19 protein-coding genes, 1 tRNA gene and 1 pseudogene are annotated in these 24606 nt (G+C 73.7%); 7 read left to right on the plus strand and 14 right to left on the minus strand.

The genetic code is table 11. The features are described from left to right. The first annotated feature begins 66 nt into the window (after positions 1 to 66). Entirely contained in the window at positions 67 to 894 is an 828-nt protein-coding gene (locus tag ACFY8W_RS26580) for an aminotransferase class IV (protein ID WP_391110050.1), read from the plus strand. Between the two features lie 94 nt (positions 895 to 988). After that, the gene (locus ACFY8W_RS26585) at positions 989 to 2089 is read left to right on the plus strand and encodes a CorA family divalent cation transporter (RefSeq protein ID WP_391110053.1); all 1101 of its coding nucleotides are present in this window, start codon (positions 989 to 991) and stop codon (positions 2087 to 2089) included. Positions 2090 to 2098: 9 nt separating this feature from the next. Here the strand turns inward: ACFY8W_RS26585 and ACFY8W_RS26590 are convergent, their stop codons facing one another. Continuing rightward, positions 2099 to 2452 carry an MmcQ/YjbR family DNA-binding protein gene (locus tag ACFY8W_RS26590; protein WP_391110056.1) on the minus strand — a complete coding sequence of 118 codons (354 nt, stop codon included), beginning with the start codon at positions 2450 to 2452 and terminating at the stop codon, positions 2099 to 2101. 106 nt (positions 2453 to 2558) lie between these two features. On the opposite strand from ACFY8W_RS26590, the gene ACFY8W_RS26595 reads away from it, so the two are divergent. Then, positions 2559 to 3404: an SDR family oxidoreductase gene (locus ACFY8W_RS26595; protein ID WP_391110060.1), complete on the plus strand. Its 846-nt coding sequence runs from the start codon at positions 2559 to 2561 to the stop codon at positions 3402 to 3404. 27 nt (positions 3405 to 3431) lie between these two features. Here the strand turns inward: ACFY8W_RS26595 and ACFY8W_RS26600 are convergent, their stop codons facing one another. Next, positions 3432 to 4034, minus strand: coding sequence for a DUF998 domain-containing protein (locus ACFY8W_RS26600; protein ID WP_391110062.1), 603 nt, complete (start codon positions 4032 to 4034; stop codon positions 3432 to 3434). A 100-nt stretch (positions 4035 to 4134) separates the two neighbouring features. After that, entirely contained in the window at positions 4135 to 5796 is a 1662-nt protein-coding gene (locus ACFY8W_RS26605) for a sigma-70 family RNA polymerase sigma factor (protein WP_391110064.1), read from the minus strand. A 252-nt stretch (positions 5797 to 6048) separates the two neighbouring features. Between ACFY8W_RS26605 and ACFY8W_RS26610 the strand changes: the two genes are divergently transcribed. The 4 genes from ACFY8W_RS26610 (at position 6049) to ACFY8W_RS26625 (ending at position 12794) form a co-directional block, all read left to right on the plus strand. Next, a complete protein-coding gene (locus tag ACFY8W_RS26610; RefSeq protein ID WP_391110065.1) occupies positions 6049 to 6645 on the plus strand; it encodes a GNAT family N-acetyltransferase in 597 nt (198 codons plus the stop codon). 144 nt (positions 6646 to 6789) lie between these two features. Then, entirely contained in the window at positions 6790 to 7764 is a 975-nt protein-coding gene (locus ACFY8W_RS26615) for a hypothetical protein (RefSeq protein WP_391110068.1), read from the plus strand. Between the two features lie 107 nt (positions 7765 to 7871). Then, entirely contained in the window at positions 7872 to 9752 is a 1881-nt protein-coding gene (locus ACFY8W_RS26620; protein ID WP_391110071.1) for an HSP90 family protein, read from the plus strand. Next, complete coding sequence (locus ACFY8W_RS26625; RefSeq protein WP_391110073.1) at positions 9753 to 12794, plus strand: hypothetical protein; 3042 nt, start codon at positions 9753 to 9755, stop codon at positions 12792 to 12794. It abuts the gene before it with no gap. A 283-nt stretch (positions 12795 to 13077) separates the two neighbouring features. Here the strand turns inward: ACFY8W_RS26625 and ACFY8W_RS26630 are convergent, their stop codons facing one another. The 11 genes and pseudogenes from ACFY8W_RS26630 to ACFY8W_RS26680 all read right to left on the minus strand — a co-directional run bounded on the left by ACFY8W_RS26630 (position 13078) and on the right by ACFY8W_RS26680 (position 24506). Next, positions 13078 to 14334 carry a histidine kinase gene (locus ACFY8W_RS26630; protein WP_391110076.1) on the minus strand — a complete coding sequence of 419 codons (1257 nt, stop codon included), beginning with the start codon at positions 14332 to 14334 and terminating at the stop codon, positions 13078 to 13080. After that, complete coding sequence (locus ACFY8W_RS26635) at positions 14331 to 16082, minus strand: cation acetate symporter (protein WP_391110079.1); 1752 nt, start codon at positions 16080 to 16082, stop codon at positions 14331 to 14333. The genes ACFY8W_RS26630 and ACFY8W_RS26635 overlap by 4 nt, the downstream gene beginning before the upstream one ends. Before the next feature lie 35 nt (positions 16083 to 16117). Further along, a complete protein-coding gene (locus ACFY8W_RS26640) occupies positions 16118 to 16495 on the minus strand; it encodes a hypothetical protein (RefSeq protein ID WP_391110082.1) in 378 nt (125 codons plus the stop codon). Positions 16496 to 16645: 150 nt separating this feature from the next. Further along, positions 16646 to 17464 carry an arylamine N-acetyltransferase gene (locus ACFY8W_RS26645; RefSeq protein WP_391110085.1) on the minus strand — a complete coding sequence of 273 codons (819 nt, stop codon included), beginning with the start codon at positions 17462 to 17464 and terminating at the stop codon, positions 16646 to 16648. A gap of 122 nt (positions 17465 to 17586) precedes the next feature. Then, positions 17587 to 18123 carry a discoidin domain-containing protein gene (locus tag ACFY8W_RS26650; RefSeq protein ID WP_391111033.1) on the minus strand — a complete coding sequence of 179 codons (537 nt, stop codon included), beginning with the start codon at positions 18121 to 18123 and terminating at the stop codon, positions 17587 to 17589. Beyond that, positions 18097 to 18891, minus strand: a pseudogene (locus tag ACFY8W_RS26655) (Tat pathway signal sequence domain protein); the annotation flags it as partial. The gene ACFY8W_RS26650 and the pseudogene ACFY8W_RS26655, both read right to left, overlap by 27 nt. A gap of 179 nt (positions 18892 to 19070) precedes the next feature. Then, entirely contained in the window at positions 19071 to 20387 is a 1317-nt protein-coding gene (locus tag ACFY8W_RS26660; RefSeq protein ID WP_391110088.1) for an ATP-grasp domain-containing protein, read from the minus strand. Between the two features lie 12 nt (positions 20388 to 20399). Further along, entirely contained in the window at positions 20400 to 21602 is a 1203-nt protein-coding gene (gene rocD, locus ACFY8W_RS26665) for an ornithine--oxo-acid transaminase (protein WP_391110091.1), read from the minus strand. A gap of 30 nt (positions 21603 to 21632) precedes the next feature. Continuing rightward, positions 21633 to 22898, minus strand: coding sequence for an ATP-grasp domain-containing protein (locus ACFY8W_RS26670; RefSeq protein ID WP_391110094.1), 1266 nt, complete (start codon positions 22896 to 22898; stop codon positions 21633 to 21635). Positions 22899 to 23015: 117 nt separating this feature from the next. After that, on the minus strand, positions 23016 to 24056 hold the full coding sequence (locus ACFY8W_RS26675; RefSeq protein ID WP_391110097.1) for an inosamine-phosphate amidinotransferase 1: 1041 nt from the start codon (positions 24054 to 24056) through the stop codon (positions 23016 to 23018). A gap of 362 nt (positions 24057 to 24418) precedes the next feature. Next, positions 24419 to 24506 (minus strand) — tRNA-Leu (locus tag ACFY8W_RS26680). Positions 24507 to 24606 lie beyond the last annotated feature (100 nt).

Below are 24606 nucleotides of genomic sequence, written 5' to 3' on the forward strand. Positions count from 1 at the left end.
TGGTCGGACACCATCATTCCGTACCAGCAAGTAACACGCGAGAGCATCGGGCGTCAGACTGTGTTCATGGCAACTGTCAACGGAGTCCCCGCGTCCGTCGCCCAGGTGACGGCCCTCGCCCTCACCAACTACGGGCACTTCACCACCCTGCGCGTGGAGGACGGCGCGGTACGCGGCCTGTCCCTGCACCTCGACCGCCTGGTGCGGGACTGCTCCGCCGTCTTCGGCGCGGAACTGGATCCGGAGCGGGTGCTGGCGTACGTACGGGAGGCGGCGGGCGGACGACCGGGGCCGCTGACCGTCCGCGTCACCGTGTTCGACCCGGACCTGGACATCACGCGCCCGGCCGAGCGCGCCGACCCGCACGTCCTGGTGACGACACGGCCGGCGGGCACGCTCTTCCCGCCGCCGCTGCGGGTGACCGCACGCCCGTACCGCCGTGACGCGGCCGGCGTGAAGCACGTCGCGCTCTTCGGCCAGCTGGCGCTGCGGCGCGCGGCCCGCCTCGCGGGCTTCGACGACGTCCTCTTCACGGAGGCCGGTGGCACCCAGGCCGGCGGCACTCAAGGCGGTGGCACTCAGGGCGGTGACCTGGTCTCCGAGGGCTGTACCTGGAACGTGGGCTTCGTGGACGCCGACGGCCGGGTGGTGTGGCCGGAGGCCGAGGTGCTGCCCGGCGTGACCATGCGGCTGCTCCAGGAGGCGCGCCCCGGCGCCGTCGTGCGTCCCGTGCGCACGGCCGAACTCGCCGCGATGCGCGCGGTCTTCGCCACGAACACGGCGATCGGCGTACGCGCCGTGCACGACGTCGACGGCCTGCGCTTCCCGGACGACGATCCGGTCCTCGCGGAACTCCGCGCGGCCTACCTGGCGGTTCCGGCGGACCGGCCGTAGCCCGTCGGCGAGGCCTCCGGGCCCGCCTCCGGCCCCGTACCGCGCCACGGGGCTCTGGCAGACTGAGCGGCCACCTCAGCGAAGGAGCCTCTGTATGTCCATGGTCGGCGGCCTGCGAAAGATGGCCCGGCTCGCCCGGCGCATGCGCCGGGTGGACCTCAGCCACCCGGCCCGCTCGCCGCTCGGCAGCACCGTGGTGAACTGTGTCGGCTACCGCGACGGCCGGCGCCTTCCGGACGCGGGCGGGGTCGCCGAGACGGTCCGCCACCTCCGCAAGCACGGCGGCCGCGGCGGCTTCGTGTGGCTGGGCCTGCACGAACCGAGCGAGGAGGAGTTCGAGGGCGTGGCCGAGCTCTTCGACCTGCACCCGCTCGCCGTCGAGGACGCCGTCCACGCCCACCAGCGGCCCAAGCTGGAGCAGTACGGGGACGTGCTGTTCGCCGTGTTCAAGACCGTCACGTACGTCGAGCACGAGCAGCTCACGGCCACCAGCGAGGTCGTCGACACGGGCGAGATCATGGTCTTCACCGGCCCCGACTTCGTCGTCACCGTCCGGCACGGCCGGCACGGCTCCCTCGGCCCGCTGCGCGAGGCCCTGGAGGCGCTCCCCGAGCAGCTGGAGCAGGGGCCGTCGGCCGTGCTGCACGCGATCGCCGACCATGTCGTCGACGACTACCTCGCGGTCGTGGACGCGGTCCAGAACGACATCGAGCAGGTCGAGACGGAGGTCTTCGCGCCCCGGACGAAGACGCCGCCGGACCCCGGGCGCATCTACCAGCTCAAGCGCGAACTCCTCGAACTGAAGCGGGCCACCGTTCCGCTGGCCCGCCCTCTGGAGGCGCTCATCTCCCGGCCGCCCGCCGTCGTCGACCCGGCGATACAGCCGTACTTCCGTGACGTCTCCGACCACCTCGCCCGCGTCACCGAGCAGATCAACGGCTTCGACGGCCTGATCGACTCGATCCTCCAGGCGCACCTTGCCCAGGTGACCGTCGCCCAGAACGAGGACATGCGCAAGATCACGGCCTGGGCCGCCATCATCGCCGTGCCGACCATGGTGTGCGGTGTGTACGGCATGAACTTCGAGCACATGCCCGAGCTGAAGTGGCGGTTCGGCTACCCCCTCGTCCTCGCGGTCATGGCGGCCGCCTGTGTGGTCATCCACCGCGGCTTCAAGCGCAACGGCTGGCTGTAGCCCGCGGACCTACGCGGGGGCCGCGAGCTCCGGGTGGTCCTTGAGCAGCCGGGGCGGGGCCGCCTGCTGCCAGGAGTCGACGACGATCGCGCGCAGCTCCTCCGGGTCGTCGACGGCCGCGAGCCGCACCCGCACCCACGCGAAGGCCGCCTCGTGGTCCGCGACCCAGAACTTCTCCGGCTCCGCGAGGACCAGTTCGTCGCGCTCCAGCTTCGGGCAGCGGACGGCCATCGACGTCTCGTCCTCCGGAAGCGTCAGGAACATCTTCCCGGCGACCCGGAAGGTGGGCATGGACCACGCCACCTTCTCCGTCGTCTCCGGCAGGGCGAGCGCGAGCGCGCGGACTTCGTCGGAAGTGCTCATGCGGCCGACCTTACGACGGGCCACCGACATCGGCCGTGCCTATGATCACGGCAACGGCCGCACGGGTGGACGAAGTCGGCCGACGGACCACGGAGGCGTGACGAGCATGGCGGAGGACACGGACCGGCGCGTGTATCTCGTGACCGGCGGCGGCACCGGCATCGGCGCCGCGACCGCACGGCTGTTGGCCGCAGCGGGACACCGGGTCGTGGTCTCCGGGCGCCGTCCCGAGCCGCTGCACCTGGTCGCGGAGGAGACCGGCGGCCTGGCCGTGCCGTCGGACATCGGGGACCCGGACGCGGTGGGCCCGCTCGTCGACGCGGCGATCGGCGCCTACGGGCGGCTCGACGGCCTCGTCCTCAACGCCGGGATCGGCCGTGGCGGCGGCGTGGGCGAGGTGACGCTCGAGGACTGGGACGCGGTCATGCGCACCAACCTCACCGGGCCGTTCCACCTGCTGCGCGCCGCGCTCCCGCATCTGCTCGAAGCCCGCGGGGCGGTGGTGGCGGTCGCCTCGGTGTCCGCGCTGCGCAACGGCGTCGGCAACGCCGCCTACGCCACCTCCAAGGCGGCCCTGCTCCAGCTGTGCCGTTCGCTCGCGGTCGACTACGGCGGTGCCGGGCTGCGCGCCAACACGGTGTGCCCGAGCTGGGTGCGCACCGACATGGCGGACCGGCGCATGGACCGCTTCGCGGAGGAGGCGGGCCTGGGCGGCGGCGCGGCGGGCGGGACCGGCGGGAACGGGGTCGAGGCCGGGTACGAGGAGGTCACCCGGGTGCTGCCGGCCGGTCGGCCCGGTGAGCCGCGGGAGGTGGCCGAGGCGATCGCCTGGCTGCTCTCCCCCGCCGCCTCCTTCGTCAACGGCGCGGTGCTCACCGTCGACGGCGGCGCGACCGCGCTCGACCCGGGCACGCTGGGCTTCGGGTTCCGCATCGAGCCCCGGAACGGCTGACCGCCGGACCAGCCCGCGCCTGGCCGGTCAGGGCACTGCGCGCGTCCGGCGCTGGTGCCACAGGCAGGAGGCGACCACCACCAGCGGCCACACGGACTGCATGCAGGTCACCAGGCGCTCGGCGACGCCGGCGGCACCCGCCCGGTCGGTCTCCACGAGGTACCAGAGCGCACCGGCGCCCATCGACGCCGTGGCCAGGGCGGCGGGCCAGGGCCGTAGCGCCCACGGGGTCCTCGACCCGGCGCGTACGGAGGCGAGCACCGGCCACAGCGCGAGCAGCGCGAAGCCCGTGGCGGCCACGGACCCGTGCCGCAGGGAGCCTCCGCTGCTGGGCGCCGGGACGAACGCCACGGCCAGCGCGGCCATGCCGCCGGCGGCCAGCGCCACGCGTCCGGGCGTGGCCGCGGCGCGCAGCCCCCATGCCGTGCCGAGGTGGCACAGGCCCACGGCGAGCAGCGCGCCGGTCATCACCCAGAACCCGGCGGCGCCGTAGGCCGCGAGGACGCTGATGGTCTGCCGTGCGGCGTCGTAGGACGGGCCTTCCAGCGCGGCCGCGGCCGTCCAGCCGACGACCAGCACGACGGGTGCGGTGCTCGACGGCAACAGGGTCCAGTTCGGAACGCGTCGCATCGGATCACGGTAGGCGGCGAACCCCGCCCGTGCCGACGGAGCACGCCGCGCGCCCGTGCCGTCGCCCCGGACGGCGGGGGCCGCCGCCGGGCGCGTGGGGCTACCGGGCGCCGAAGACCTGCGTCCAGTAGGGGCCGCCGGCGGTGTGGATGCCGATGCCGATCTCCTTGAAGGAGCAGTTCAGGATGTTGGCGCGGTGGCCGGGGCTGTTCATCCAGGCCTCCATCACGTCGGCGGGCGTGCGCTGGCCCTTGGCGATGTTCTCGCCGTACGTCGACCAGCGGTATCCGGCGGCGGTGACGCGGTCGCCCGGGTCGGCTCCGTCGGGGTTCGTGTGGTCGAAGAAGTCCCGTGCCGCCATGTCGTCGGAGTGGCCCTGGGCGGCGCGGGTGAGCAGGGAGTGCTCGGTCAGAGGCCCGCAGCCGGCCTTCGCGCGCTCGGCGTTGGCGAGCTCGATGACCTGCGCGGCATCGGACGAGGAGGTGGCCCCGGAGCCGCCGGTGGCCGTGGGCCGCGGGCTGGGCGGGGGCGGCGCGGTGGTACGCGGCGGGGCGGGCTTCGTGGTCGCCGGCTTGGTGGGCGTGGGCGTGGGCTTGGGCGAACGGCTGGGCTGTGCGGTGGAGCGGCTCGCGCTGGGCGTCGCGGAGATGGTCGCCGGGTCCGTGCCGGCGGGCGACAGGCCGGAGCCGGTGTCCGGGGCCGCGGCCCGGGTCACGTCGACGGCGTCCGGGTCACCGCCCTCGGGGCCGGTGGTCAGGTAGAAGGTGCCGCCGGTGACCGCGACGACGGCGAGTCCCGCGGCGGCGGCCGCCCGGCGGCGGCCCCGCTTGCGCTCCCGCTCCTTGCGGCGTGCGCCGCGCGTGGCGGGTGCGGCGGCGTGCGCGGCGTGGCGGCCCCGTCCGGCACCTCCCGGCACGGACACGGCGGGCGCCACGGTGGTCGGGGCCGCGGCGAGGCCGGCCGGGCCCAGACCGGCGGCTTCGCGGACCGCGCCGAGCAGCAGGGCGGCCGGCGGGACGAGCAGCAGCCCGGCGAGCAGTCCTTCGGCGGGTACCAGGCCGCGCCAGAGGCCCGCGCAGTGCGGGCAGGCGCGGGCGTGGCGGGCTATTCGCTTGCGCCACAGCGCGGACGGCCGGCCGTCCCAGGTGCCGAGGCCGTCCCGCAGCGTCGGGCAGAGCGGTGCGGCGGACAGGGCGCGGACGACGACGCGGGCGGTCTCGAGCCGCTCCTTCATGCGCTGGACCCGGACCGCGATGTGCTCGGCCGGCAGTTGCAGGGCGTCCGCGATCTCGTGGCGGGTCAGTTCCCCGGCGCATTCCAGCCACCACAGGGACAGCAGGTCGTTGTCCTCGGGTTCCATCCAGCGCGTGGCCTCCGCGGTCTCGCGCCGCTGTCCGGACAGCTGCAGCCGGACCACGGCCAGCTCGGCGAAGTCGGCGCCGGGTCCGGCGAGGTCGCGGGCCTCGTCGAGGGTCCCCGCGGCGTGGCGGGCCTGCTGCCGGTGCCAGTGGGCGCGGAGGGTGTTCATGGCGATGGCGACCAGCCAGGACCGGAAGCCGTCCGGGGACCGCAGGCCGCCGAGCCCGTCGAGCGCCCGCAGCATGGTCTCCTGCACGACGTCGTCCACGTCGTGGTGCCCGTTCATCGCCCGCCCGACGATGTTGTAGACGAGCGGCAGGTACGCGGCGACGAGCCGGTCCCGCGCCGCGGGATCACCACCCTGCGCGGCCCTCACCAGCTCGGTCCCGTGCGGTGCTTGCATGCCTTGCCTCATCCTGGTCGTCCTGCCTGTTGCCGATGCCCGACACCTGGGAGATCGCGACAGGCCCGCCGGATAACGAAAAACGCCGGGGAAACTTCGGGAAGGCCGAAAACGGCCCCTCACCGGGAGTCCGGCCGCGGAGTCTAGCCCGCGAGCCGGCCCACCGGCAGTCCTGTGCGGACCGCCGGTGTCCATCTCCCGGTGCGCGGACGGCACGGCTTTCCCACCGGGGACGGGAGGTACGGTCGGATCATGGACAGCTCCACGGAATCCGCACGAACCGTCGTCTACCGGCCCGCGCGCCCCGAGGACGGCGCCGCCATCGAGGCGCTCGACGGCTCGTTCACCACGGACGCGGTGTACGAAGTGACGGTGACGGACGGCGGGTTCACGATCCTGCCGATGCCGGTGGATCCGCCGTTCCGCAAGGTCTTCCCCGACGACGGGGAGGACGGCGAGGAAGAAGGGGACGAGGAGGGCCGGTCCGGGGACGGGGACGGCAGCCTCCCGACGCGCCGGACCGTGGTCGCCGTCGCGGGCGACGAGCTGTGCGGCTTCGTGGCGACCTCCTTCGAACCCTGGAACGCGCGTCTCACGGTCCGCGACATCGAGGTCGCCCCCGGCTGGCGCGGCCGGGGCATCGGCCGGGCCCTGATGGGCCACGCACTCGACTTCGCGCGGGAGTGCGGGGCGGGCCATCTGTGGCTGGAGGTGAGCAACGTCAACGCACCCGCCGTCCGCGCCTATCTCCGGATGGGATTCGCCTTCTGCGGTCTCGACACGAGCCTCTACGACGGCACGGCGTCGGCCGGCGAGAAGGCGCTGTTCATGGCCCTGCCCGTGAGGTGACCGCGACCGGCCGGGGCCGCCGTCCGGGCCGTCCGTGCGTGCCTGTGGATACCGCCGTGCGAATGTCGGCCACGCGTGATAGTCACTACTCCACAGGGGAGGTGATCTCTGACCTGCCCGTTCGACATGGCAAGGGGTGGGGACATGGCATTGCTCCGTGAGTGGGGGCTCACGCTCGGGAAATGGACCGGCCGGCCTGCGGCGGCGCTGGAGCGGGACTCCGGCGATCCCGCCGTGACGCGCGCACGCGAGGCCGCCGAGGCGGGCGACTGGGAGTCCCTGCGGTCGGTCCTGGAAGCGCGGCCCGAGAGCGCGGACCGCGCGGAGCTGCTGATGGCCGTCGCGGACACCGCCGGCGTGGAGCGGTGGATCACCGGGGTGCTCGACGCGGAGCCGGACGCGGCGCTGCCGAGGCTGGTCGCGGGGCTGCGACAGGTCCGCCGGGGCTGGGAGGCCCGATCCGGCCTGGAGGCGAAGTACGTCTCGCGCGAGCAGTTCGAGGTGTTCCACGAGCGGCTGCGCACGGCCGAGTCGTGGCTGTACGAGGTGGCCGAGCGCGAGCCGACGTGGACCTCGCCCTGGTACGGCCTGCTGATGACGGGCCGCGGCCTCGAGGCCGGTCCGGTCGTCGCACGGCGCCGGTTCGAGGCCGCCGTGCGACGCGACCCGTACCACCTGGGCGCGCACCAGCAGCGTCTGCAGCAGGTCTGCGAGAAGTGGGGCGGCTCGCACGAGGAGATGCACGCCTTCGCGCGGGAGTCCGCGTTCGGCGCTCCCGCCGGCACGCCGCTCGGCCAGCTCGTCGCCCTCGCGCACATCGAGCACTGGCTCGCCCTCGACCCGGACCCGGGCCTCGCGTACGTGCGCCGCCCCGACGTGGCGGCGTCCCTGCACCAGGCCGCCGACCACTCGTACCGGCACCGGGACTTCGCCCCGCGCACCGGCCGGCTCCAGGTTTTCAACAGCTTCGCCATGGCCTTCTCGCTCGCCGGGGAGCGGGCCGCCGCGCGCGAGTGCTTCGAGGCGACCGGAGGGCGGGTCACCGCGTTCCCCTGGAACTACCTCGACGACGACCCGGCCGCCGCCTACCGCAAGCAGCGCTCCGCCGCCGGCCGCTGAGCCCCTGCCCCGCTCCCCCGGGCCGCGGGCCCCAAGCTTCCGTACTCCCTCCGCATTCCCTCCGTACCGTCGTCCCGACCGTCGCCCCGTCAGAAAGACGTCACCAGGTGTCCCACCCCAACCGGACCGAGACCGCCCACACCTTCCAGGTCGATCTGCGCGGCCTGGTCGACCTGCTCTCCCACCACCTCTACTCCAGCCCGCGCGTCTACCTCCGCGAGCTGCTGCAGAACGCCGTCGACGCGATCACGGCACGTCAGGCGGCCGTGCCCGGCGCACCGGGCAGCATCACCGTGCGCACCGGTGACACCCTCACCGTCACGGACACGGGCATCGGTCTGACCGAGGCCGACGTGCACCGTTTCCTCGCGACCATCGGGCGCAGCTCCAAGCGGACCGCCGACGGCGGCCTCGACGGCGCCGGACTGGACGCGGCGCGCGGGGAGTTCATCGGCCAGTTCGGCATCGGCCTGCTCGCCTGCTTCGTGGTGGCCGACGAGATCACGGTGCTCAGCCGGTCGGCGGTGGATCCCGCGGCGCCCGCCGTCGAGTGGCGCGGCCACTCCGACGGCCGCTACACCATCCGTACGCTGCCGGCGTCGGCGGTGCCCGAGCCGGGCACCACCGTGCGCCTCACGCCGCGCGCCGACAACGCGGAGTGGACGAGCCCGGAGCAGGTCGTCGCACTGGCCCGGCACTACGGCGGGCTGCTGCGGCACGAGGTCACCGTCGTCGGTCCGCGCGGCGAGAGCCACCGGGTGAACGACACGCCACCGTGGGAGCAGCGGCACCGCTCCCCGCTGGCGCGACGGGAGGCGCTCACCGCGTACTGCCGCACGCTCTTCGACTTCACGCCGCTCGACACCATCGACCTCGACCTGCCGGCGGCCGGGCTGCGCGGTGTGGCCTATGTGCTGCCGAACGCGGTGAGCCCGGCGCAGCGGGCCGGTCACCGGGTGCACCTCAAGGGCATGCTGCTGACCGACCAGGCGCCCGAACTGCTGCCCGACTGGGCGTTCTTCGTGCGCTGCGTGGTCGACACGACCAGCCTGCGGCCCACCGCCTCCCGCGAGTCGCTGTACGAGGACGGCACCCTGTCGGCGGTGCGGGACGCGCTCGGCGAGCGGATCCGCGACTGGCTGACCGGGCTCGCCGCGAGCGACCCGGCGCTGCTGCACCGCTTCATCGACACCCACCACCTCGCGGTCAAGGCGCTGGCCCGTTACGACGACGAGCTGCTGCGGATCGTGCTGCCGTGGCTGCCGTTCGAGACCACCGACGGCAACGTCACCCTGGAGGAGTTCGCCCGGACCCATCCGACGCTGCTCGTCACCCGCAGCGTCGAGGAGTTCCGCCAGGTCGCGCCGATCGCCGCGGCGGCGGGTCTCGGCGTCGTCAACGGCGGTTACACCTACGACCGGGGCCTGGTGCTCCGGCTGCCGGAGATCCGGCCCGGCACGGCCGTCACCGACCTCGACCCGGCCACCGTGACCGCGCACCTCGACGCCGTGGACCCGACCGCCGAGCTGCGGGCCGCGGGCTTCCTCGCGGTGGCCCGGGAGACCGTCGGCGTCCACGACTGCGACGTGGTGCTGCGCGACTTCCAGCCCGTCACCGCGCCCGCGCTGCTGCTCGACAACCGCGAGGCGCGGCACGAGCGGACCCGGTCGAGCCTCGCCGCCGACAGCGACGGGCTGTGGGCGGACATCCTCGGCTCGCTGCGCAACGAGACGCCGCGCGCGCAGCTGGTCCTCAACCACCTCAACCCGCTGGTCCGGCAGGCCGTCACCATCACCGAGCGCGGCCTCGCCGTCACCACGGCCGAGGCGCTCTACGGCCAGGCGCTGCTGCTGAGCCGCCGCCCGCTCAAGGCGAGCGAGAGCGCCCTGCTCAACCGGGCCTTCATGGGCCTGCTCAGCCATGCCATGCACCAGGCCGCCACGGACGCGCCCGGCGACCCCGGCAACGAGCCCCGGAAGGAACTGTAGATGCTGGACACCCCCGAGGCCGTGTTCGAGGCGTTGCGGGAGAACCACGAGCGCCCGCACGGCCTGCAGCGCACCGTCACCGCCGAGGAGCTGGTGGAGGCGGCCGAGGTCTTCGACAAGCCGGACGTGCTCGTCACCGCGCTCCTGGAGCTGATGACGGCGTACGAGTTCACCGGCGAGCACCGCAAGTCGCCGGTCGCGTTCGCCCGGCTGCTGAAGCTGTGGGACACCGCTCCCGAGTCGTTCAGCGAGTGGGAGGCCCACCAGGTCTTCTGGCGTTTCAAGTGGGTGACGACCTCACTGCTGCAGGTGCCCGAGGTGCCCCTGGCCACGGTCCGGGGCTGGATCGACCGGATGCGCGAGCGCTACGAGGCGGCCGGGCACGGCATGCAGCCGGTGGCGGCCATGGGCCATCACGTCGCCGCGCACACCGGCGTGGGCGTCGCCGACGCGTACGACCTGTGGGTGACCCGGCCGCGCACGGACCTCAGCGACTGCGAGGCCTGCGAGATCCGGAACATCGCCTGGCACCGGCTGACGGCCGGCGACGACGCAGGGGCCCTGGACCTCTGGGGTCCCGTGCTCGACGGTTCCCAGGGCTGCTCCGAGGAGCCGCAGTCGAGCCAGGCGCGCGCCCTGCTGCCGCTGCTGCGCACCGGCCGGGTGGACGAGGCCCGCTCCCACCACCTCACCGGCTACCGCCGGGTCCGGGGCAACACCGGCATGCAGGAGGAGGTGGGCCTGCACCTGGAGTTCTGCGCGCTGTCCCGGAACGAGGGGCGTGGCCTGGAGATCCTCGCGGAGAACCGCGGCCTGTTCGAGGCGACCGGCGCGCCGCTGGCCCGGCTGAGCTTCCTCACCGGCGTCGAGGTGCTGCTCGCCCGGATCGTGGCGGACGGTCTCGGCGACACCCCGGTCGCGGGCCCGCCCGGCCGCAACTGGACGGCGGGCGGGCTGCTCGGCCACGTCCGCTCGGAGGCCGGCCCGCTGGCCGCCGCGTTCGACGCCCGCAACGGCACCACGGCGGTCGGCGACCGGCGCCGGGAGCGGCTCGGCCGCGCTCCGCTCCTCGACGAGCCGCTGCCGCTCGGTCTGCGCACCTCCGTGACCCGCCCGGCCGCGGGCAACGGCGCCACGGGCGGCGCCCCCGTGGCCGCCGCCCGCGCGTCGGCGGCCGTCGTCGAGGTCCCGGAGCACTTCGTGGAGCTGGTGCAGGAGGCGCGCCGGCTGGCCGGTGAGGGCCGGCCCTCGGAGCGCCGGCTGTGGGACCGGGTGGAGGAGCGGATCGCGGACGGCACCGCCCCGGACCCGCACGACCATCGCCTGGGCCCGCCGGAGCTTCTGGAGGCCGAGCTCGCCGACCATCGCGCGTCCCGGTCCGGTGTGGCCGACCGGCGCGACGAGTTCGCCGCCGAGCTCGACCGGGCGGCAGGACTGTACGCCCGCGTCGGCATGCCCTGGCACGCGCTCGCCGCACGGGCGCGCGCCCTCGCCTGGGACACCGACGAGGAGGAGGACCAGGAGACCGGCGGGGAGGCGCAGGCCGGTCCGGACGCGGACGGGCGTGACCCCGAGGCGGTACGGGCCGGGGTCGACGCGGTGCTGCGCGAGGCCCGGCGGCTCGAGGCCGAGGCCCCGCTCACGGGCGAGCGCCCCGGTGCCGGTGAGACCGCGTCCGTGCACGAGGGGTACGACGTCGCCAGGGGGCGCGTCCTGCAGTACCTGATCGTCCTGAACGCCGCCGCCTACAGCGGCTATCGCGAGGTCCTGCGACAGCTGCCGGAGCCCTCCGACGCCGCCGTCGCACGGTTCGAGGAGCTCGCCGGGACGCTGCGGTCGGAGGCCGAGCGGCTCTCCGTGCTCCATCAGGCGGCCAACGCGCGGCAGTACGCCGCGGACCTGGCCGGGCGGCGCGGCGACTTCGCCGTGGCGGAGGCCGAGCTGCGGGCGGCCCTCGCCGACGTGGCCGCCTCCGGGCGGCCCTGGCGGGGCACCCGGCCGCGGTGTCTGCTCGCGCAGATCCTGCTCGCCCGGCAGGAGCCGGCGGAGGCGGTGGAGCTGCTGCACGAGGCGATCGGCGACGCCGTGCGGCACGACGACGCCGACTTCCCGATGGCCCCGTCGTACGCGCTGCTCGGGCACGCCGCCTCGCACCTGGGCGACTTCGGGGCCGCCGTGCGCCACCTGTCCGAGGCGGCGGCGCGGTTCGACCAGGCCGGGGAGCCGGAGGAGGCCACGGACATCCGGCTCCAGCTCGCCGACGTGCTGGCGGGCGGCGGGCAGCAGGCGGACGCCGTCGCCGTACTGGAGTCGGTGCTGTCCGACGAGGCGGCCGCGTCGCTCGACGAGCGGATGCTCGCCCAGGCCCGGCTGACGCTGGGCCGAGGCCTGCGGGACCTGGAGGAGTTCCTGCCGGCGGCCGAGGAGTTCCTGAAGCTCGCTGACCTCGTCGCGGAGTGGAAGGACGACCGCGCCGTGCACACCCTGGTGGCGGCGGAGGCGGCAATCACGCTGGCGCTGGCCGACCGCTGGGACGCGGCGGCCACGGCCTACGACCGTGCGGTCGCCTCGCACGCCGAGGCCCCGAACCCACCGCTGGTCGCCCACATGATGCGCGAGTTCGCCCGTCTCACCGTGCTCGCCCGCGAGGGTGAGGGCCTGGACGAGGCGCTGGAGCACCTGGCGCGGGCCGACGCCCTGCTCGCGGCCGTGGACGGGGAGTCCGTGGACTTCCCCCTCTGGTATGAGCAGGGCTCGGTGCACTACCGGCGTGCGCGTGTGCTCGCGGAGGCCCAGCGCTTCCCCGAGGCGCTGCTGGCGGCGGAGGCCGCCGTGGCCGCCCACGAGCGGGGCGGGGAGGAGGGCGAGGTGCCGCGGGCCGAGGCGGTGCGGATCGCGGCCCTGATCGAGGGCAACGGCCTGGAGCGTCACGCCGCGGCCGTCACCCGGCTGACGGCCGCGGCGGCCCGCTGCCGCGCCGTCGGCCTGCCGGAGGCGGCCGACATCCTGGAGTCGCTGCGCCAGGAGTACCAGGCGCGGTGAGCGGTGTTCCCGTCGGGTCCGGGCCGCACGCGGCCCGGACCCGGCCCGGACCCGTCGGGCCCTGTTCCGCCGGACCGGCTCTGGGAGCGTCTCGTCGATCAGGCCGGCGAGACGGCCCCTGGGCCGTTTCTTCCGGATCAGGGCCGGAAAGGCCGCGGCGTCTGGTGCCGTGCATCGCAAGGCGCCGGAGCGTCGCGACAGCGGAGCTGTCGGGGCGCTTCGGCAGCGCGGCGAGGTGCCGTGCCAGACGCCGCGGACCCGGCCCTGATCCGGAAGAGACGGCCTAGTCCCGTCCGACCGGGGCGTGGGCGTGGACGCCCGCGTGGTACTTGGGAATGCGCAGGGTGATCTTCATGCCCGCGCCGACGGCGGTCTCGATGACCAGGCCCTCGTTCTCGCCGTAGACCTGGCGCAGCCGTTCGTCGACGTTGCGCAGGCCGATCCCGGTGGTGGGTCCGCCCTCGCCGTGCAGGATGCGGCGCAGCCGTTCGGGTTCCATGCCGACGCCGTTGTCCTCGATGCTGACCCGCGCCACCGCGCCCTCGTCGACGGCGACGATGGTGATGAGGCTGCGTTCGACGGAGTCCTCGAGGCCGTGCTTGACGGCGTTCTCGACCAGCGGCTGGAGGCAGAGGAACGGCAGCGCGACCGGCAGCACCTCGGGCGCGATCTGGAGGGTGACCTGGAGCCGCCGGCCGAAGCGGGCGCGGACCAGCTCCAGGTACTGCTCGATCGAGTTCAGCTCCTCGGCGAGCGTGGTGAACTCGCCGTGCCTGCGGAAGGAGTAGCGGGTGAAGTCGGCGAACTCCAGAAGCAGTTCGCGGGCCCGCTCCGGGTCGGTGCGGACGAACGAGGCGATGGCGGCGAGGGAGTTGTAGATGAAGTGCGGGGAGATCTGCGCGCGCAGGGCGCGGATCTCCGCCTCGATGAGGCTGCTGCGCGCCCGGTCGAGTTCCGCCAGCTCCAGCTGGACCGACACCCAGCGGGCCACCTCCTCGGTGGCCCGGGCGAGGGCGGCCGAGTCATGGGTGCCGAAGGCCGCGAGGGCGCCCTTGGGGCGACCGCCCGCGGTCAGCGGGGCGACCACCCCGAAGCGGACGGCGCAGTCCGCGCGGTCGCAGTCCACGGAGAAGCTGCGCGTGCGGCCCGCCTGCACGGCCTTCGTGACCTGCGCGGCGAGCTGTTCGCCGTGGTGTTCGCCGCTGCCCTCCCAGGCGAGCACGCCGTCCAGGCCGGTGAGCGCCAGGGACTGGGTGCCGAGCAGCGGCCGCAGTCTGCGCACCGCCTTGCGGGCGGTGTCCGCGCTCAGCCCGGCCCGCAGCGGCGGGGCGGCGAGCGAGGCGGTGTGCAGCGTCTGGAAGGTGGCGCGTTCCACGCTGTCCGGGCCTCCCGCCGCCCCGCGCGCGCGGCCCCGGCGCCCGGCGCCGCGTACGTACCCGGCGCCGAGGACGTAACCGGCGCCCCGCACGTAGGCGGCGCCCGCGGCGAAGCAGACCGCGCCGACGACGGCGCAGCAGAGCAGCAGCAACAGCAGGGTCATCGGCGCGACTTCCAGGATCCGGCGGGCGGTACGGGTTCGGGCGCCTCGGGCAGGTGCAGGCGCGCCATGATCGCGTCGGTGCCGGCCGGTACGCCCTTCGGGGTGGCCAGCGAGACCAGGACCATGGTCAGGAAGCCCAGGGGTACGGTCCACACGGCGGGCCAGGCGAGCAGCGCCCGCGGCCAGCCGGAGTCGGGGCCGCCCAGGACGGTGGCGAAGACGGCGGTGAGCGCGGCGCCGCCGCCGGTGACCATGCCGGCGACGGCGCCCGCGGCGGTGAGCCGGCGCCACCAGATGCCGAGCAGCAGCAGCGGGCAGAAGGAGGAGGCGGCCACCGCGAAGGCCAGGCCGACGGCGTTGGCGACGGACAGGCCCTGGACCACGACGTGTCCGGCCGCGGGCACGGCCACGGCGAGGGCGGCCGCGAGCCGGAAGTGCCGTACGCCGCGGGGCGTGGGCAGGAAGTCCTGGGTGAGGACGCCGGCCACGGCCATGGTGAGGCCGGAGGCGGTGGACAGGAAGGCGGCGCAGGCGCCCGCGGCGAGCAGCGCGCCGAGGAGGTCGCCCGAGGTGCCGCCGATCAGCCGGTCGGGCAGCATCAGCACGGCCGTGTCGGTGTTCCCGGTGAGCAGCAGGTCCGGCGCGTAGACGCGGCCGAGGGCCCCGTACAGCGGGGCGAGCAGGTAGAAGGCGCCGACCAGACCGAGGACGACGACGGTGGTGCGGCGGGCGGCGCGGCCGTCGGGGTTGGTGTAGAAGCGGACCACGACGTGCGGCAGGCCCATGGCGCCCATGAAGGTGGCGAAGATCAGTCCGTACGTGGCGTAGAGCGGATGCTCCTCGCCCGCGCGGCCCCGGGGTTCGGCCCAGCCGGTGGACGTGCCCCCGTCCGTCGCGGCGGTGGAGCGCTCGGGCACGGGGCTGCCGGCCGGGAAGCCGAGGACGGTGCCGGCCTCGACCCGGTGGCGGCCGGGTGCCAGGTCGACGGGTTCGGCGTCGTGGCGGCGGCCGTCGACGGTGCCGGTGACGGTGACCCGCAGCGGCTCGGCGATCCGGAGGGTGACGCCGTCGTCGACGCGGACCGCGCTGTGCCGGCGGAACCCGGGCGGTTCGTCGAGGGCCGGGGCGGGGCGGCCGTCGGCGTACCAGGCGAACAGCAGGAACAGCAGTGGCACCAGCAGGGCCGTCAGTTTCAGCCAGTACTGGAAGGCCTGGACGAAGGTGATGCTGCGCATGCCGCCCGCCGCGACGGACAGGGCGACGACGACCGCCACGACGATCCCGCCGGACCAGGCGGGCAGTCCGGTGAGGGTGCCGAGGGTGAGACCGGCGCCCTGGAGCTGCGGCAGCAGGTAGAGCCAGCCGACGACCACGACGAGCAGTCCCGCGGCGCGGCGCACCGCCCGGGACTCCAGGCGGGCCTCGGCGAAGTCGGGCAGCGTGTAGGCACCGGAGCGGCGCAGCGGGGCGGCGACGAACGCGAGCAGGACCAGGTATCCGGCGGTGTATCCGACGGGGAACCACAGCATGTCGACGCCCTGGGCGAGCACGAGTCCCGCGATGCCGAGGAAGGAGGCCGCGGACAGGTACTCGCCGCTGATGGCGGCCGCGTTGAGGCGGGCGGGGACGCTGCGCGAGGCCACGTAGAAGTCGGAGGTGGTGCGGGAGATGCGCAGGCCGAGGGCGCCGACCGCGACCGTGGCGACGATGACGGCGGACACGGCCGCCACGCCGTAGGGCTGGTTCACTCGGCGGCCCCGGGCGCCGCCGTGCGGGACACCGCTCAGGCCCCTTCGACGGCCCGGGTGTAGTCCCGCTCGTTGCGCTCGGCGCGCCGGACGTACCGGCCGGCGAGGAGCAGGAGCAGCGGGTACACGGCGACGCCGAGCACGACCCAGACGACGGTCGCCGGCACCGGGCCGAGGCCGGTCGCGGGCAGGTGGCGGAAGAGCAGCGGCAGGGTGCCGACGAGCAGCGCGAGGGCCCCGCCGGTGGCGAGGCCGGCCCGGAGCTGGCGCCGGATGAGCCGTCGTACGTGCGCGTGGGCGGCCGGTGTGAGTTCGCGGGGCGGCTCGGTCGCGGGCCGGTACGCGGTGGGCGCGGGCGTGCTCCCGGGGCGGCGCGTGACCACTTCGCGCCGGGGAACCGGTTCCGCTGCCATACGCACGCCCCTCCACTCCTCGATGCGGATCACCGCGCCGTGTCCGCATCGAGGGTGGAGTGTACGCAGCGGGCCGGGGCTCGACCAGAGCGGCGGGGACTTTCCGCCGGTCAGGGCGTTCCGGGCCCGCGGAGCCGCCGCTGCGGGGTGCTACTCCGGCAGGCGGGTGTCCTCGGGCAGCCGGATGCCGAAGTCCTCGCCCAGGACGGCCAGCACCTCGGCCGCGTCGGCGAGCTCGCGCTCCTTGCGGGTGCCGTCGGCCGCGGTCTCGGTGAACGTCCGCCCCGCGAGGGACAGATGGGTGTCGTCGGTGGTGCGCTGGGCGTAGACGGAGCGGGCGAACGGCGAGCGGGGGTTGGTCGCGATGTACCAGTTGATGACCTCGTAGTCGGGCCGCTGGAAGGGCTCGACGGTGAAGGCGTACTGGTCGTCCCAGCCGTCGGTCTCCGCGCCGTGCGCCTGGAGGGTCCACGTCTCCAGCGGCCCGTCGTGGGGCGCGTGGACCAGCCGGTGGCGGCGAGGGGTGTCGAGGACCTCCGTGTCGGCGATGAGCGGGATCGGTTCGAGGAGGGCGCCGATGCTGCCGAAGCCGACGTCGGTCACGTACGGCACGGGCTCGCCGGGCACCTCGGTCAGCATGAGCATGTGGGTCCGGGGCCGGACGTCGTCGGGGCCGGCCCCGACGAGGACGCGCGCGGTGAGCAGGGTGACCTCGAAGCCGAGCGCCCTGAGCGCCGCGGCGAGCAGGGTGTTGTGCTCGTAGCAGTAGCCGCCGCGGTCCCCGTGGACGAGCTTGGCCTCCAGGCCCGGCAGCGCGAGCGAGGGCGCGCTGCCGAGCACCGGGTCCAGGTTCTCGAACGGGATGCCGGTGATGTGGGCGCGGTGCACGGACTTCAGCACGGCCGGCGTGGGCCGGCGCTCGCCGGACCAGCCGATGCGGGCGAGATAGGCGTCGAGATCGATGGGCATGTGCCCACCGTACGCAGCCGGTTCGGGCTCCGCCTCAGCCTGTCGTCCGATCCGGAGCGCGCCGTGGCCTACGACTCCGGTCGCAGTGCCCACCGGCCGCCGTGTCCCGTCCGCGGAGACCGCTAGGCCGTCTCTGTCGGATCTTGCCCGGGTCCGCGGCCTGATCCGGAAGACACCCCCTGGCTCCCGGACGCCGTCGCCGCCGTCGCCGCCGCCGGTGTGCCGTAGACCTTGAACTCCCAGAGGGAGTAGCCGTACGGGGTGGCGCGCTGCGTGCCGTACACCCGGACGTAGCGGGCGGTGCCGGTCACGGCCGTCTCGTCGGTGCCGCCGTCGCCGGTCGTGGTGGTGTGGAGGTCGTTCCAGGTGGTGCCGTCGAGCGAGCCCTGCACGCGGTAGGCGCGGGCGTACGCGGCCTCCCAGTCGAGGCGGACGCGCGAGAGGGCGGCGGGCGCGCCGAGGTCGACGCGCAGCCACTGCGGGTCGGCTCCCTCGGCGGAGGCCCAGCGGGTGTTCGTCTGCCCGTCGACGGCCTTGCCGGCCTCGAGTCCGGTCGCCTCGGTGGAGGAGGCGGTGGCCGGCCTGCCCTGGGAGAGCAGCGTCTCCGGGCCGGGGGCCGGGCCGGATCCGGTCAGCTGGTAGGCGCGGAGGCCGCGCAGCAGGAGGTAGGTGTCGCGCAGGGAGCCGGAGGTGTCGCCGAGGGAGCGGTAGATGCCCCACTTGGGGCGCACCCGGTCGGCGAGGAAGGTGTCGACGCCCGTCTTGGTGGCGTCGACGACGGTGGTGCCGCCGCTCTTGACCACCCAGCGCACGGCGCCGTCCGTGCCGTCGCCGATCTTGATCTCGTACTCGATGTCGATCCACTTGTCCTGCAGCGGCACGAGGTCGGTGCGGCCGACGAGGACGTCGCCGTCGAAGACCTTGTGCTCGATGGTCTGGGTGCCGTTCACGCGGCGCAGCGAGGTGACGGTGATCGGGGAGGTTCCGCTGCCGGGCTGCTTGGTCTGCATGACGTGGGTGAAGGTCGTGGTCGCCATCAGCGAGCTCGGGATGTACATGGAGTACGTCACGCGCCAGGTCTCGCCGAGCTTCCAGGACAGGTACGAGGACGACGAGGTGCGGTTGCCCGTCACCTCCTGCCGCTGCCGGTCGGTCGCGGTGTCCCGGTCCTCCATGTGCATGTCGAAGCGGTAGGCGTCCCCGGCGACCTTGATGTGAGGCCGGACCTCTGGGTGGGAGTCGGCCCGGTCGTCCTCGATGGTCTCGAAGGCCCCGAGGCCGTGGGTCGCGGCGTCGGGCGCCCATCGCAGGGTCCAGCCGGCCGCCGCCTCGGCGGGCGCCGGCGAGGACAACGCGCCGAGCAGGGTCAGGGCGAGCGCGGTCAGGGCCGCCGCGAGGGCGGCCGGGAGCGTGCGCCGTCGTGCCATGCGCCACCTCCGGTGGGGAGTTGCGTGGATGTGATGGGCACATGACATGCTGCCGTCGCGGGAGGAGTTAGTAAAGCTTCCTGACAGTTATTCCCGGGGACACCCGGACATGCGAAGTGGCGGCCGGAACGTACCCGGCCGCCACTCCCGAACCGACGGCGATCGTCCCTGGCCGGTACTCAGGCCACCGGCTCGGTCCGCACGTGGACCGCCGCGGCGAGACGCCTGCTGTGGGCGATCGCCTCCTCGGCGTCCGCGCCCCGGGCCACGACGTAACCGCCGATGTCCTCGTTCCAGGTCAGCGGGTTCACCACGTCGCCCGGCCGCACCATCACATGGAGGTCCACGAACGCCGGGTCCGCGCGCACGGCCTCGATGCCGCTCACCTCCACGACCCGTCCGGGCTCCGGGAGAAGGCACCGGAGGGCCATGGCGCCCCGGGGCTCGGGCGCCCCCTCCAGGGGTTCGAGCAGGCCGAACCCGGCGGCCAGCGCGTAACGCTCCATGTCGACGCCGTAGACGTGCTCGGCCATCTCGTTGATCGCGTAACCGCCGATGCGGTTGTGCGACTCGAGGATCCGCGGGCCGCGCGGGGTCAGCTTGACCTCGGTGTGGCCGGGGCCGTTGCGCAGCCCCACCGCGTCCAGGAAGTCGAACACCAGCCGGGTGGCCTCGGCCACCGCCTCGGGCGGGTGCGGGGCGGGCATCGAAAGGCCGATCTCCGCGAAGCCGGTGGTGCCGAACTCCGCGAAGCCGGAGCCGCCGAGCTCACGGCCGGTGGTCGCGACGACGACGTGCCTGCCGTCGAAACTCAGTGTCTCCACGCTGAACAACGGGCCCTCCAGGTACTCCTCCATGAGGAACTCCTGGAAGGTGTCGGCGAAGGCCACGTCTCCCTGGGCCCAGTCCTTGTCGTTCAGGGACCGGTACTTCTCGGCGACGGCGTCCACCTCGGCCTCCTCGCGGACACAGAACACCGCCAGACTGCCCGACTCGCGGACCGGCTTGACGATGATCGGCAGCCCGTGCGCCGCGACGAAGTCCCGGACGTCCCGAGTGGAGCGGCCGACCGCGGAGGCGACCGGGCTGATGCCCTTCTCGGCGAGGCGCTGCCGCATCCGGGCCTTGTCGAGCAGCAGCTCCACGGTCTCGACGGACTCGCCGGCGAGACCGAGCGCCTCGTTGATCCGGGCCGCCGGAAGCAGTCCGAACTCGGTCAGCGTCACGGCCGTACGGAACGGGAACTCCTCGTGCAGCGCCCGGGCCATCGGCAGGACGCGGTCGACGTCGGAGTAGTCGAGCAGCAGCGCCTGGTCGACGTACGGCCAGTGCTCGCTGCCGTACGCGTTCGGATACTGGGCGTGCACCACGTCGAGGCCCAGCTCCCGGGCCTTGCGCAGCTGTCTGACCTTGCCGCCCACGACGAGCACGCGAGGCCGTGCGGAGGCGGCGGCCTCCGGGGAACCCTGGCCGGTGGGGCCGACATTCTCGGACAACGTGGCTCCTCGTCAGCCCAGGACTTCGGCGATGGCGTCGATGCCGCGGTCGAGCTCCTCGCGGGTGATCACCAGCGGCGGGGAGACCCGCAGGTTCTCCTCGGCCACCTTGCACAGCAGGCCGCGCTCGAGCAGTGCCTCGGAGACCTGACGCCCCTTCGGGTGGCCCTCGGCGATCGTGACGTTGGCCCACAGGCCGCGGCCGCGGACCTCGGCGACGCTGTCCAGCTCGCCGAGCCGGGCGTGCAGGTACGTGCCGAGCTCGCGGGAGCGCTCCTGGAACTCGCCGGTCGCGAGCAGCTTCACCGCCGCGCGGCCGACGGCGGAGGCCAGCGGGTTGCCGCCGAAGGTCGAGCCGTGCTCGCCGGGCTTGAGCACGCCGATGACGTCGGCCCGGCCGGCCACCGCGGACACCGGCATCGTGCCGCCGCTCAGCGCCTTGCCGAGGGTGTACAGGTCCGCGCGGACGCCCTCGTGGTCGAGGGCCAGGGTCGCGCCGGTGCGGGCCAGGCCGGACTGCACCTCGTCGGCGATGAACAGCGTCCGGGTCTCGTCGCACAGCTGACGGACCTCGGTGAAGTAGCCCTTCGGCGGGACGACGACGCCGGCCTCGGCCTGGATGGGCTCCAGGAGGACCGCGGCCGTGTGCTCGGTGACCGCGGAGCGCAGCGCGTCGATGTCGCCGTAGGGCACGACTCTGAAGCCCGGCGTGTACGGGCCGAAGCCGTCGTGGACGGTCGCGTCCGTGGAGAAGGAGACGATGGTCGTGGTGCGGCCGTGGAAGTTCGAGCCGGCGACGACGATCTCGGCGGCGCCGTCCGGCACGCCCTTGACCCGGTAGGCCCACTTCCGGGCGATCTTCACGGCCGAGTCGACGGCCTCGCCGCCGGAGTTGGAGAGCAGGACCCGCTCGTTGCCGGTCAGCTCGGCGAGTTCGCGGCAGAACAGCGCGAACTGGTCGTGGTGGAACATCCGGCTGGTCAGCGTCAGACGGTCGAGCTGGGCCTTGGCCGCGGCGATGATGTCGGGGTGCCGGTGACCGAAGTTGAGCGCGGAGTACCCGGCGAGGAAGTCGAGATGGCGCCGGCCGTCCAGATCGGTCACCCAGGCGCCTTCTCCATGGGTGAGCACGACGGGCAACGGAACGTAGTCGTCGGCGCCCCAGCGCTCGGCGAGCGCTATGTAGTCCTCGGTTGTGCGCACGTCCGTGGTCATTTCGACGCTCCTTCGGCAGGCGGCGGGTTCCTAGAGGGGTCTGTTGTCGTAGAGGTGGTCATGCTCGATCCGGCGCAGCTCCTGGTAGTCGGCGAGCGTCTCCGCGGGATCGTCGGCGATGAGGTACACGTAGCCCGGCCAGGTCGCGACGTCGACGGTGCGGGGAAGCACATGGCCCTCCGGATGCGCCATCACGGTGTGGGCGTAGGACGGCAGTTCACGGACGGGTGCCAGCTGGGCGTGGGACGGCACGACGCCGTTCTCCCTCGGGTTGATGAGGGCCACGAAACGCGGGTGCTTCAGCAGCCGGTACGCGGTGGTGGGCAGTCGGTCGAACGCGTCGGGATCCGCCACGGAAAGGGCGAGGAGGTCCACCTGGTTCACGCCGAAGCAGCGCGTGATGATCTCCGGGATCTGGCCGCCGCCGGTGCGGGCGCCGCACTCGACGAGCACCGGTCCCCGGGCGGTCAGCATGATCTCGGTGTGGCCGGCCCCGTTGCGGATCTCCAGCGCGTCGAGCACGCGGTGCGCGTAGGACTCCAGCCGCCGGGCGACCGGGTCGTCCGGAGCCAGCGGCTCGTCGTAGTCGTAGATGAAGTCGCCGCCGGGGACCTTGCGCTTGTGGTAGCGCCAGATCTCCACGGTGTGGTGCCGGCCGCCACGGCTGACGGTGTTGACGTAGTACTCGTCGCCGTCCAGGAACTCCTGCGCGAGCACCACCTTGTTGACCATGCCGTGCCGGTCGGTGCCGCCGATGATCCGTGCGTGGGCGGCGCGCACCTCCTCCGGGGTCGAGCACGCCACGACGTTGTCCGTGCTGGAGCTGGAGACCGGCTTCACGACGACCGGATAGCCCGCGGTCGTCTCCGCCCAGGTGACGATCTCGTCGGCGTCGGAGGAGACGACGGTGGCCGCGTGGTCGAGTCCGGCCTCGCGCAGGGCCTGGACCATGTCGTACTTGTTGCGGCGGGCGGTCGGCCGGCTCATCCCGTTGCCGGGGGTGCCGAGTTCGGCGGAGAGCCGGTCGGCGAGCTCGACGCCCGACTCGGTGCCGGGTATCACCGCGATGACCCCGTGCTCGCGCAGGGCGGCCGCCGTGGCCGCCACGTCACCGTCGTGGCGGACGTGGTCGACGAAGCCTTCGGGGTCGTACGCCATGTGGACGTCGGGGTGGGGCGAGTGGATGTGCACGCACTCGATGCCGTGCCGGAGGAACGCGGCCGGCAGGTAGCGCCCTGTCGAGCGCCCGTCGACGATCGCCACGCGCGGGGTACCCGCGGGGGGACTGGTCACCATCGTCAGCTGTTTCCCTTGTGAGTCGGAAGGGTCTCGGGACGTGACGTTCCGGTGGCGGCACGGCCGGCCCGCCGCCGATGCGGGGGACATCGGCGGCGGGCCGGCCGTCGGCTCGTCCTACCGGTAGGTGGCGAGTTCGCCCGTGCGGCGCACGTCGAGGGTCACGCAGTGGAAACCGCCGCCCAGCGAGCGGGCGTGGGTGAGCTGGGCCGGGATGCACTCGACGCCGTGGCTCTCGAGCACCCGGATCAGGTCCACCTGGCGCTTGTCGATGATGACCTTGCCGGGGCCGATCGTCAGGAAGTTCATGCCGATCCACACCGACCCGCGCGGGTGGGGGCCGACGAAGCCCTGGTCCACCAGCTCCGGGCACTCGATCTTGTCCCAGCCGCGCAGGAACTCGGGCATGTTGGCGTCGTTGACCCGGGACGGGTTGACCAGCACGAGTCCGGGGCGCAGGGGCGCGATCGTGGAGTCGATGTGCGTGGAGGTGTAGATGCCCGGGCAGGCGTGCACGGTGTACTCGTCACCGAGCGCCGCCTGCAGCCAGCGCGCGCCGAGCATGTTGCCGCTGTCCGAGACCTGGTAGAGCACGTCCGTGCCGAACTTGAGCACGTTGGCCGCGTCGAAGACCGGCTCCAGGTTCTTCAGCCGCTCGCCGGGCGCCGCGTTCGGCTCGTACATGTCGTCGGTCAGCTGCGGCTTGGGGGCGGAGATCCACCGCGCGCCGCTCTCCAGGTACTCGACGAACAGGTCCTTGTAGGCGAAGCCTTCGAGCCACCGGGACCGCAGCACCATCGGCGACTCGATGAGGGTCTTGCCGACCGCGAGGAAGCCGTCGCGGGGGCAGTAGTCGTGGAACCCGTCCGTGCTCCAGTCCGGCGTGGACACGACGGCCTTGTGGTCGCGCCCGCCGGGCCGCCGCACCTTCACGCCGAGGCCGGTGAGGATGTCGACGAGCTCTTCGAGCTCGGCCTCGGTCTGCTCGACCACGTGCGCGGGATACGGGCCGGGGACGATCTCCTCCGGGTTGTCGATGTCGCCGTATTCCGCGGCGAGCAGACTCCGGTCGGTGACGGGCACCCGTGCGCCTGCGATGGTGCCGACGACGATCTCCTCCAGCGGATCCCACTCCGTGTACACGTCCACCAGGCTCATCGGGTTGTCCCTCCCATGCCGGGCGCCGCCGACGCGGCGCCGGTCAGCCGTTCGAACACCGCAGCTTTCTTCCGCAACACCGGGCATTTCCGGCCGGGGTTCGGAATCGCGTCAAGCGTGGCACGGGCGAAGCCCGGCCCGGGTAAGCGAAATGCGGAGCCGGGAGGGCCGAAAGTAATCGCGGTGCGTCCCCGGGAATGAGCTTGTCGCGGACGCGCGGGGCGACCCCGGCGGCCGTACCCGTGACACGGCCTCCATAACGCTCCGGTCGGAGAGCCGGGAAAGACGAAATACCGGGCGAGTCATATGACTCGACCGGTATTTCGTGAACGAATCGGGACGATCTCGCTGGAACGTCCCACTGGTGTCCGAGGGGGGACTTGAACCCCCACGCCCGATAAAGGGCACTAGCACCTCAAGCTAGCGCGTCTGCCATTCCGCCACCCGGACAAGGTGTCGTCGGCCGCGTGCTTTCCGGCCGCGGCGACGGAGATCAATCTACCAGGTGTTCGAGCTGCCGTTCACCACGTTTCCGGTGGTCAGCGCCGTG

It is taken from the genome of Streptomyces sp. NPDC012637 (genome assembly GCF_042954805.1).
GTDB lineage: Bacteria > Actinomycetota > Actinomycetes > Streptomycetales > Streptomycetaceae > Streptomyces.

What these genes read in the sequence shown, in the direction of transcription:
- ACFY8W_RS26595 (WP_391110060.1), top strand. Translation starts at nt 2,559, where the DNA reads ATGGCGGAGGACACGGACCGGCGCGTGTATCTCGTGACCGGCGGCGGC.
- ACFY8W_RS26610 (WP_391110065.1), top strand. Translation starts at nt 6,049, where the DNA reads ATGGACAGCTCCACGGAATCCGCACGAACCGTCGTCTACCGGCCCGCG.
- ACFY8W_RS26580 (WP_391110050.1), top strand. Translation starts at nt 67, where the DNA reads ATGGCAACTGTCAACGGAGTCCCCGCGTCCGTCGCCCAGGTGACGGCC.
- ACFY8W_RS26675 (WP_391110097.1), bottom strand. Translation starts at nt 24,056, where the DNA reads ATGAGCCTGGTGGACGTGTACACGGAGTGGGATCCGCTGGAGGAGATC.
- ACFY8W_RS26625 (WP_391110073.1), top strand. Translation starts at nt 9,753, where the DNA reads ATGCTGGACACCCCCGAGGCCGTGTTCGAGGCGTTGCGGGAGAACCAC.
- ACFY8W_RS26585 (WP_391110053.1), top strand. Translation starts at nt 989, where the DNA reads ATGTCCATGGTCGGCGGCCTGCGAAAGATGGCCCGGCTCGCCCGGCGC.
- ACFY8W_RS26615 (WP_391110068.1), top strand. Translation starts at nt 6,790, where the DNA reads ATGGCATTGCTCCGTGAGTGGGGGCTCACGCTCGGGAAATGGACCGGC.
- ACFY8W_RS26605 (WP_391110064.1), bottom strand. Translation starts at nt 5,796, where the DNA reads ATGCAAGCACCGCACGGGACCGAGCTGGTGAGGGCCGCGCAGGGTGGT.
- ACFY8W_RS26640 (WP_391110082.1), bottom strand. Translation starts at nt 16,495, where the DNA reads ATGGCAGCGGAACCGGTTCCCCGGCGCGAAGTGGTCACGCGCCGCCCC.
- ACFY8W_RS26600 (WP_391110062.1), bottom strand. Translation starts at nt 4,034, where the DNA reads ATGCGACGCGTTCCGAACTGGACCCTGTTGCCGTCGAGCACCGCACCC.
- ACFY8W_RS26645 (WP_391110085.1), bottom strand. Translation starts at nt 17,464, where the DNA reads ATGCCCATCGATCTCGACGCCTATCTCGCCCGCATCGGCTGGTCCGGC.
- ACFY8W_RS26630 (WP_391110076.1), bottom strand. Translation starts at nt 14,334, where the DNA reads ATGACCCTGCTGTTGCTGCTGCTCTGCTGCGCCGTCGTCGGCGCGGTC.
- ACFY8W_RS26590 (WP_391110056.1), bottom strand. Translation starts at nt 2,452, where the DNA reads ATGAGCACTTCCGACGAAGTCCGCGCGCTCGCGCTCGCCCTGCCGGAG.
- rocD (WP_391110091.1), bottom strand. Translation starts at nt 21,602, where the DNA reads ATGACCACGGACGTGCGCACAACCGAGGACTACATAGCGCTCGCCGAG.
- ACFY8W_RS26670 (WP_391110094.1), bottom strand. Translation starts at nt 22,898, where the DNA reads ATGGTGACCAGTCCCCCCGCGGGTACCCCGCGCGTGGCGATCGTCGAC.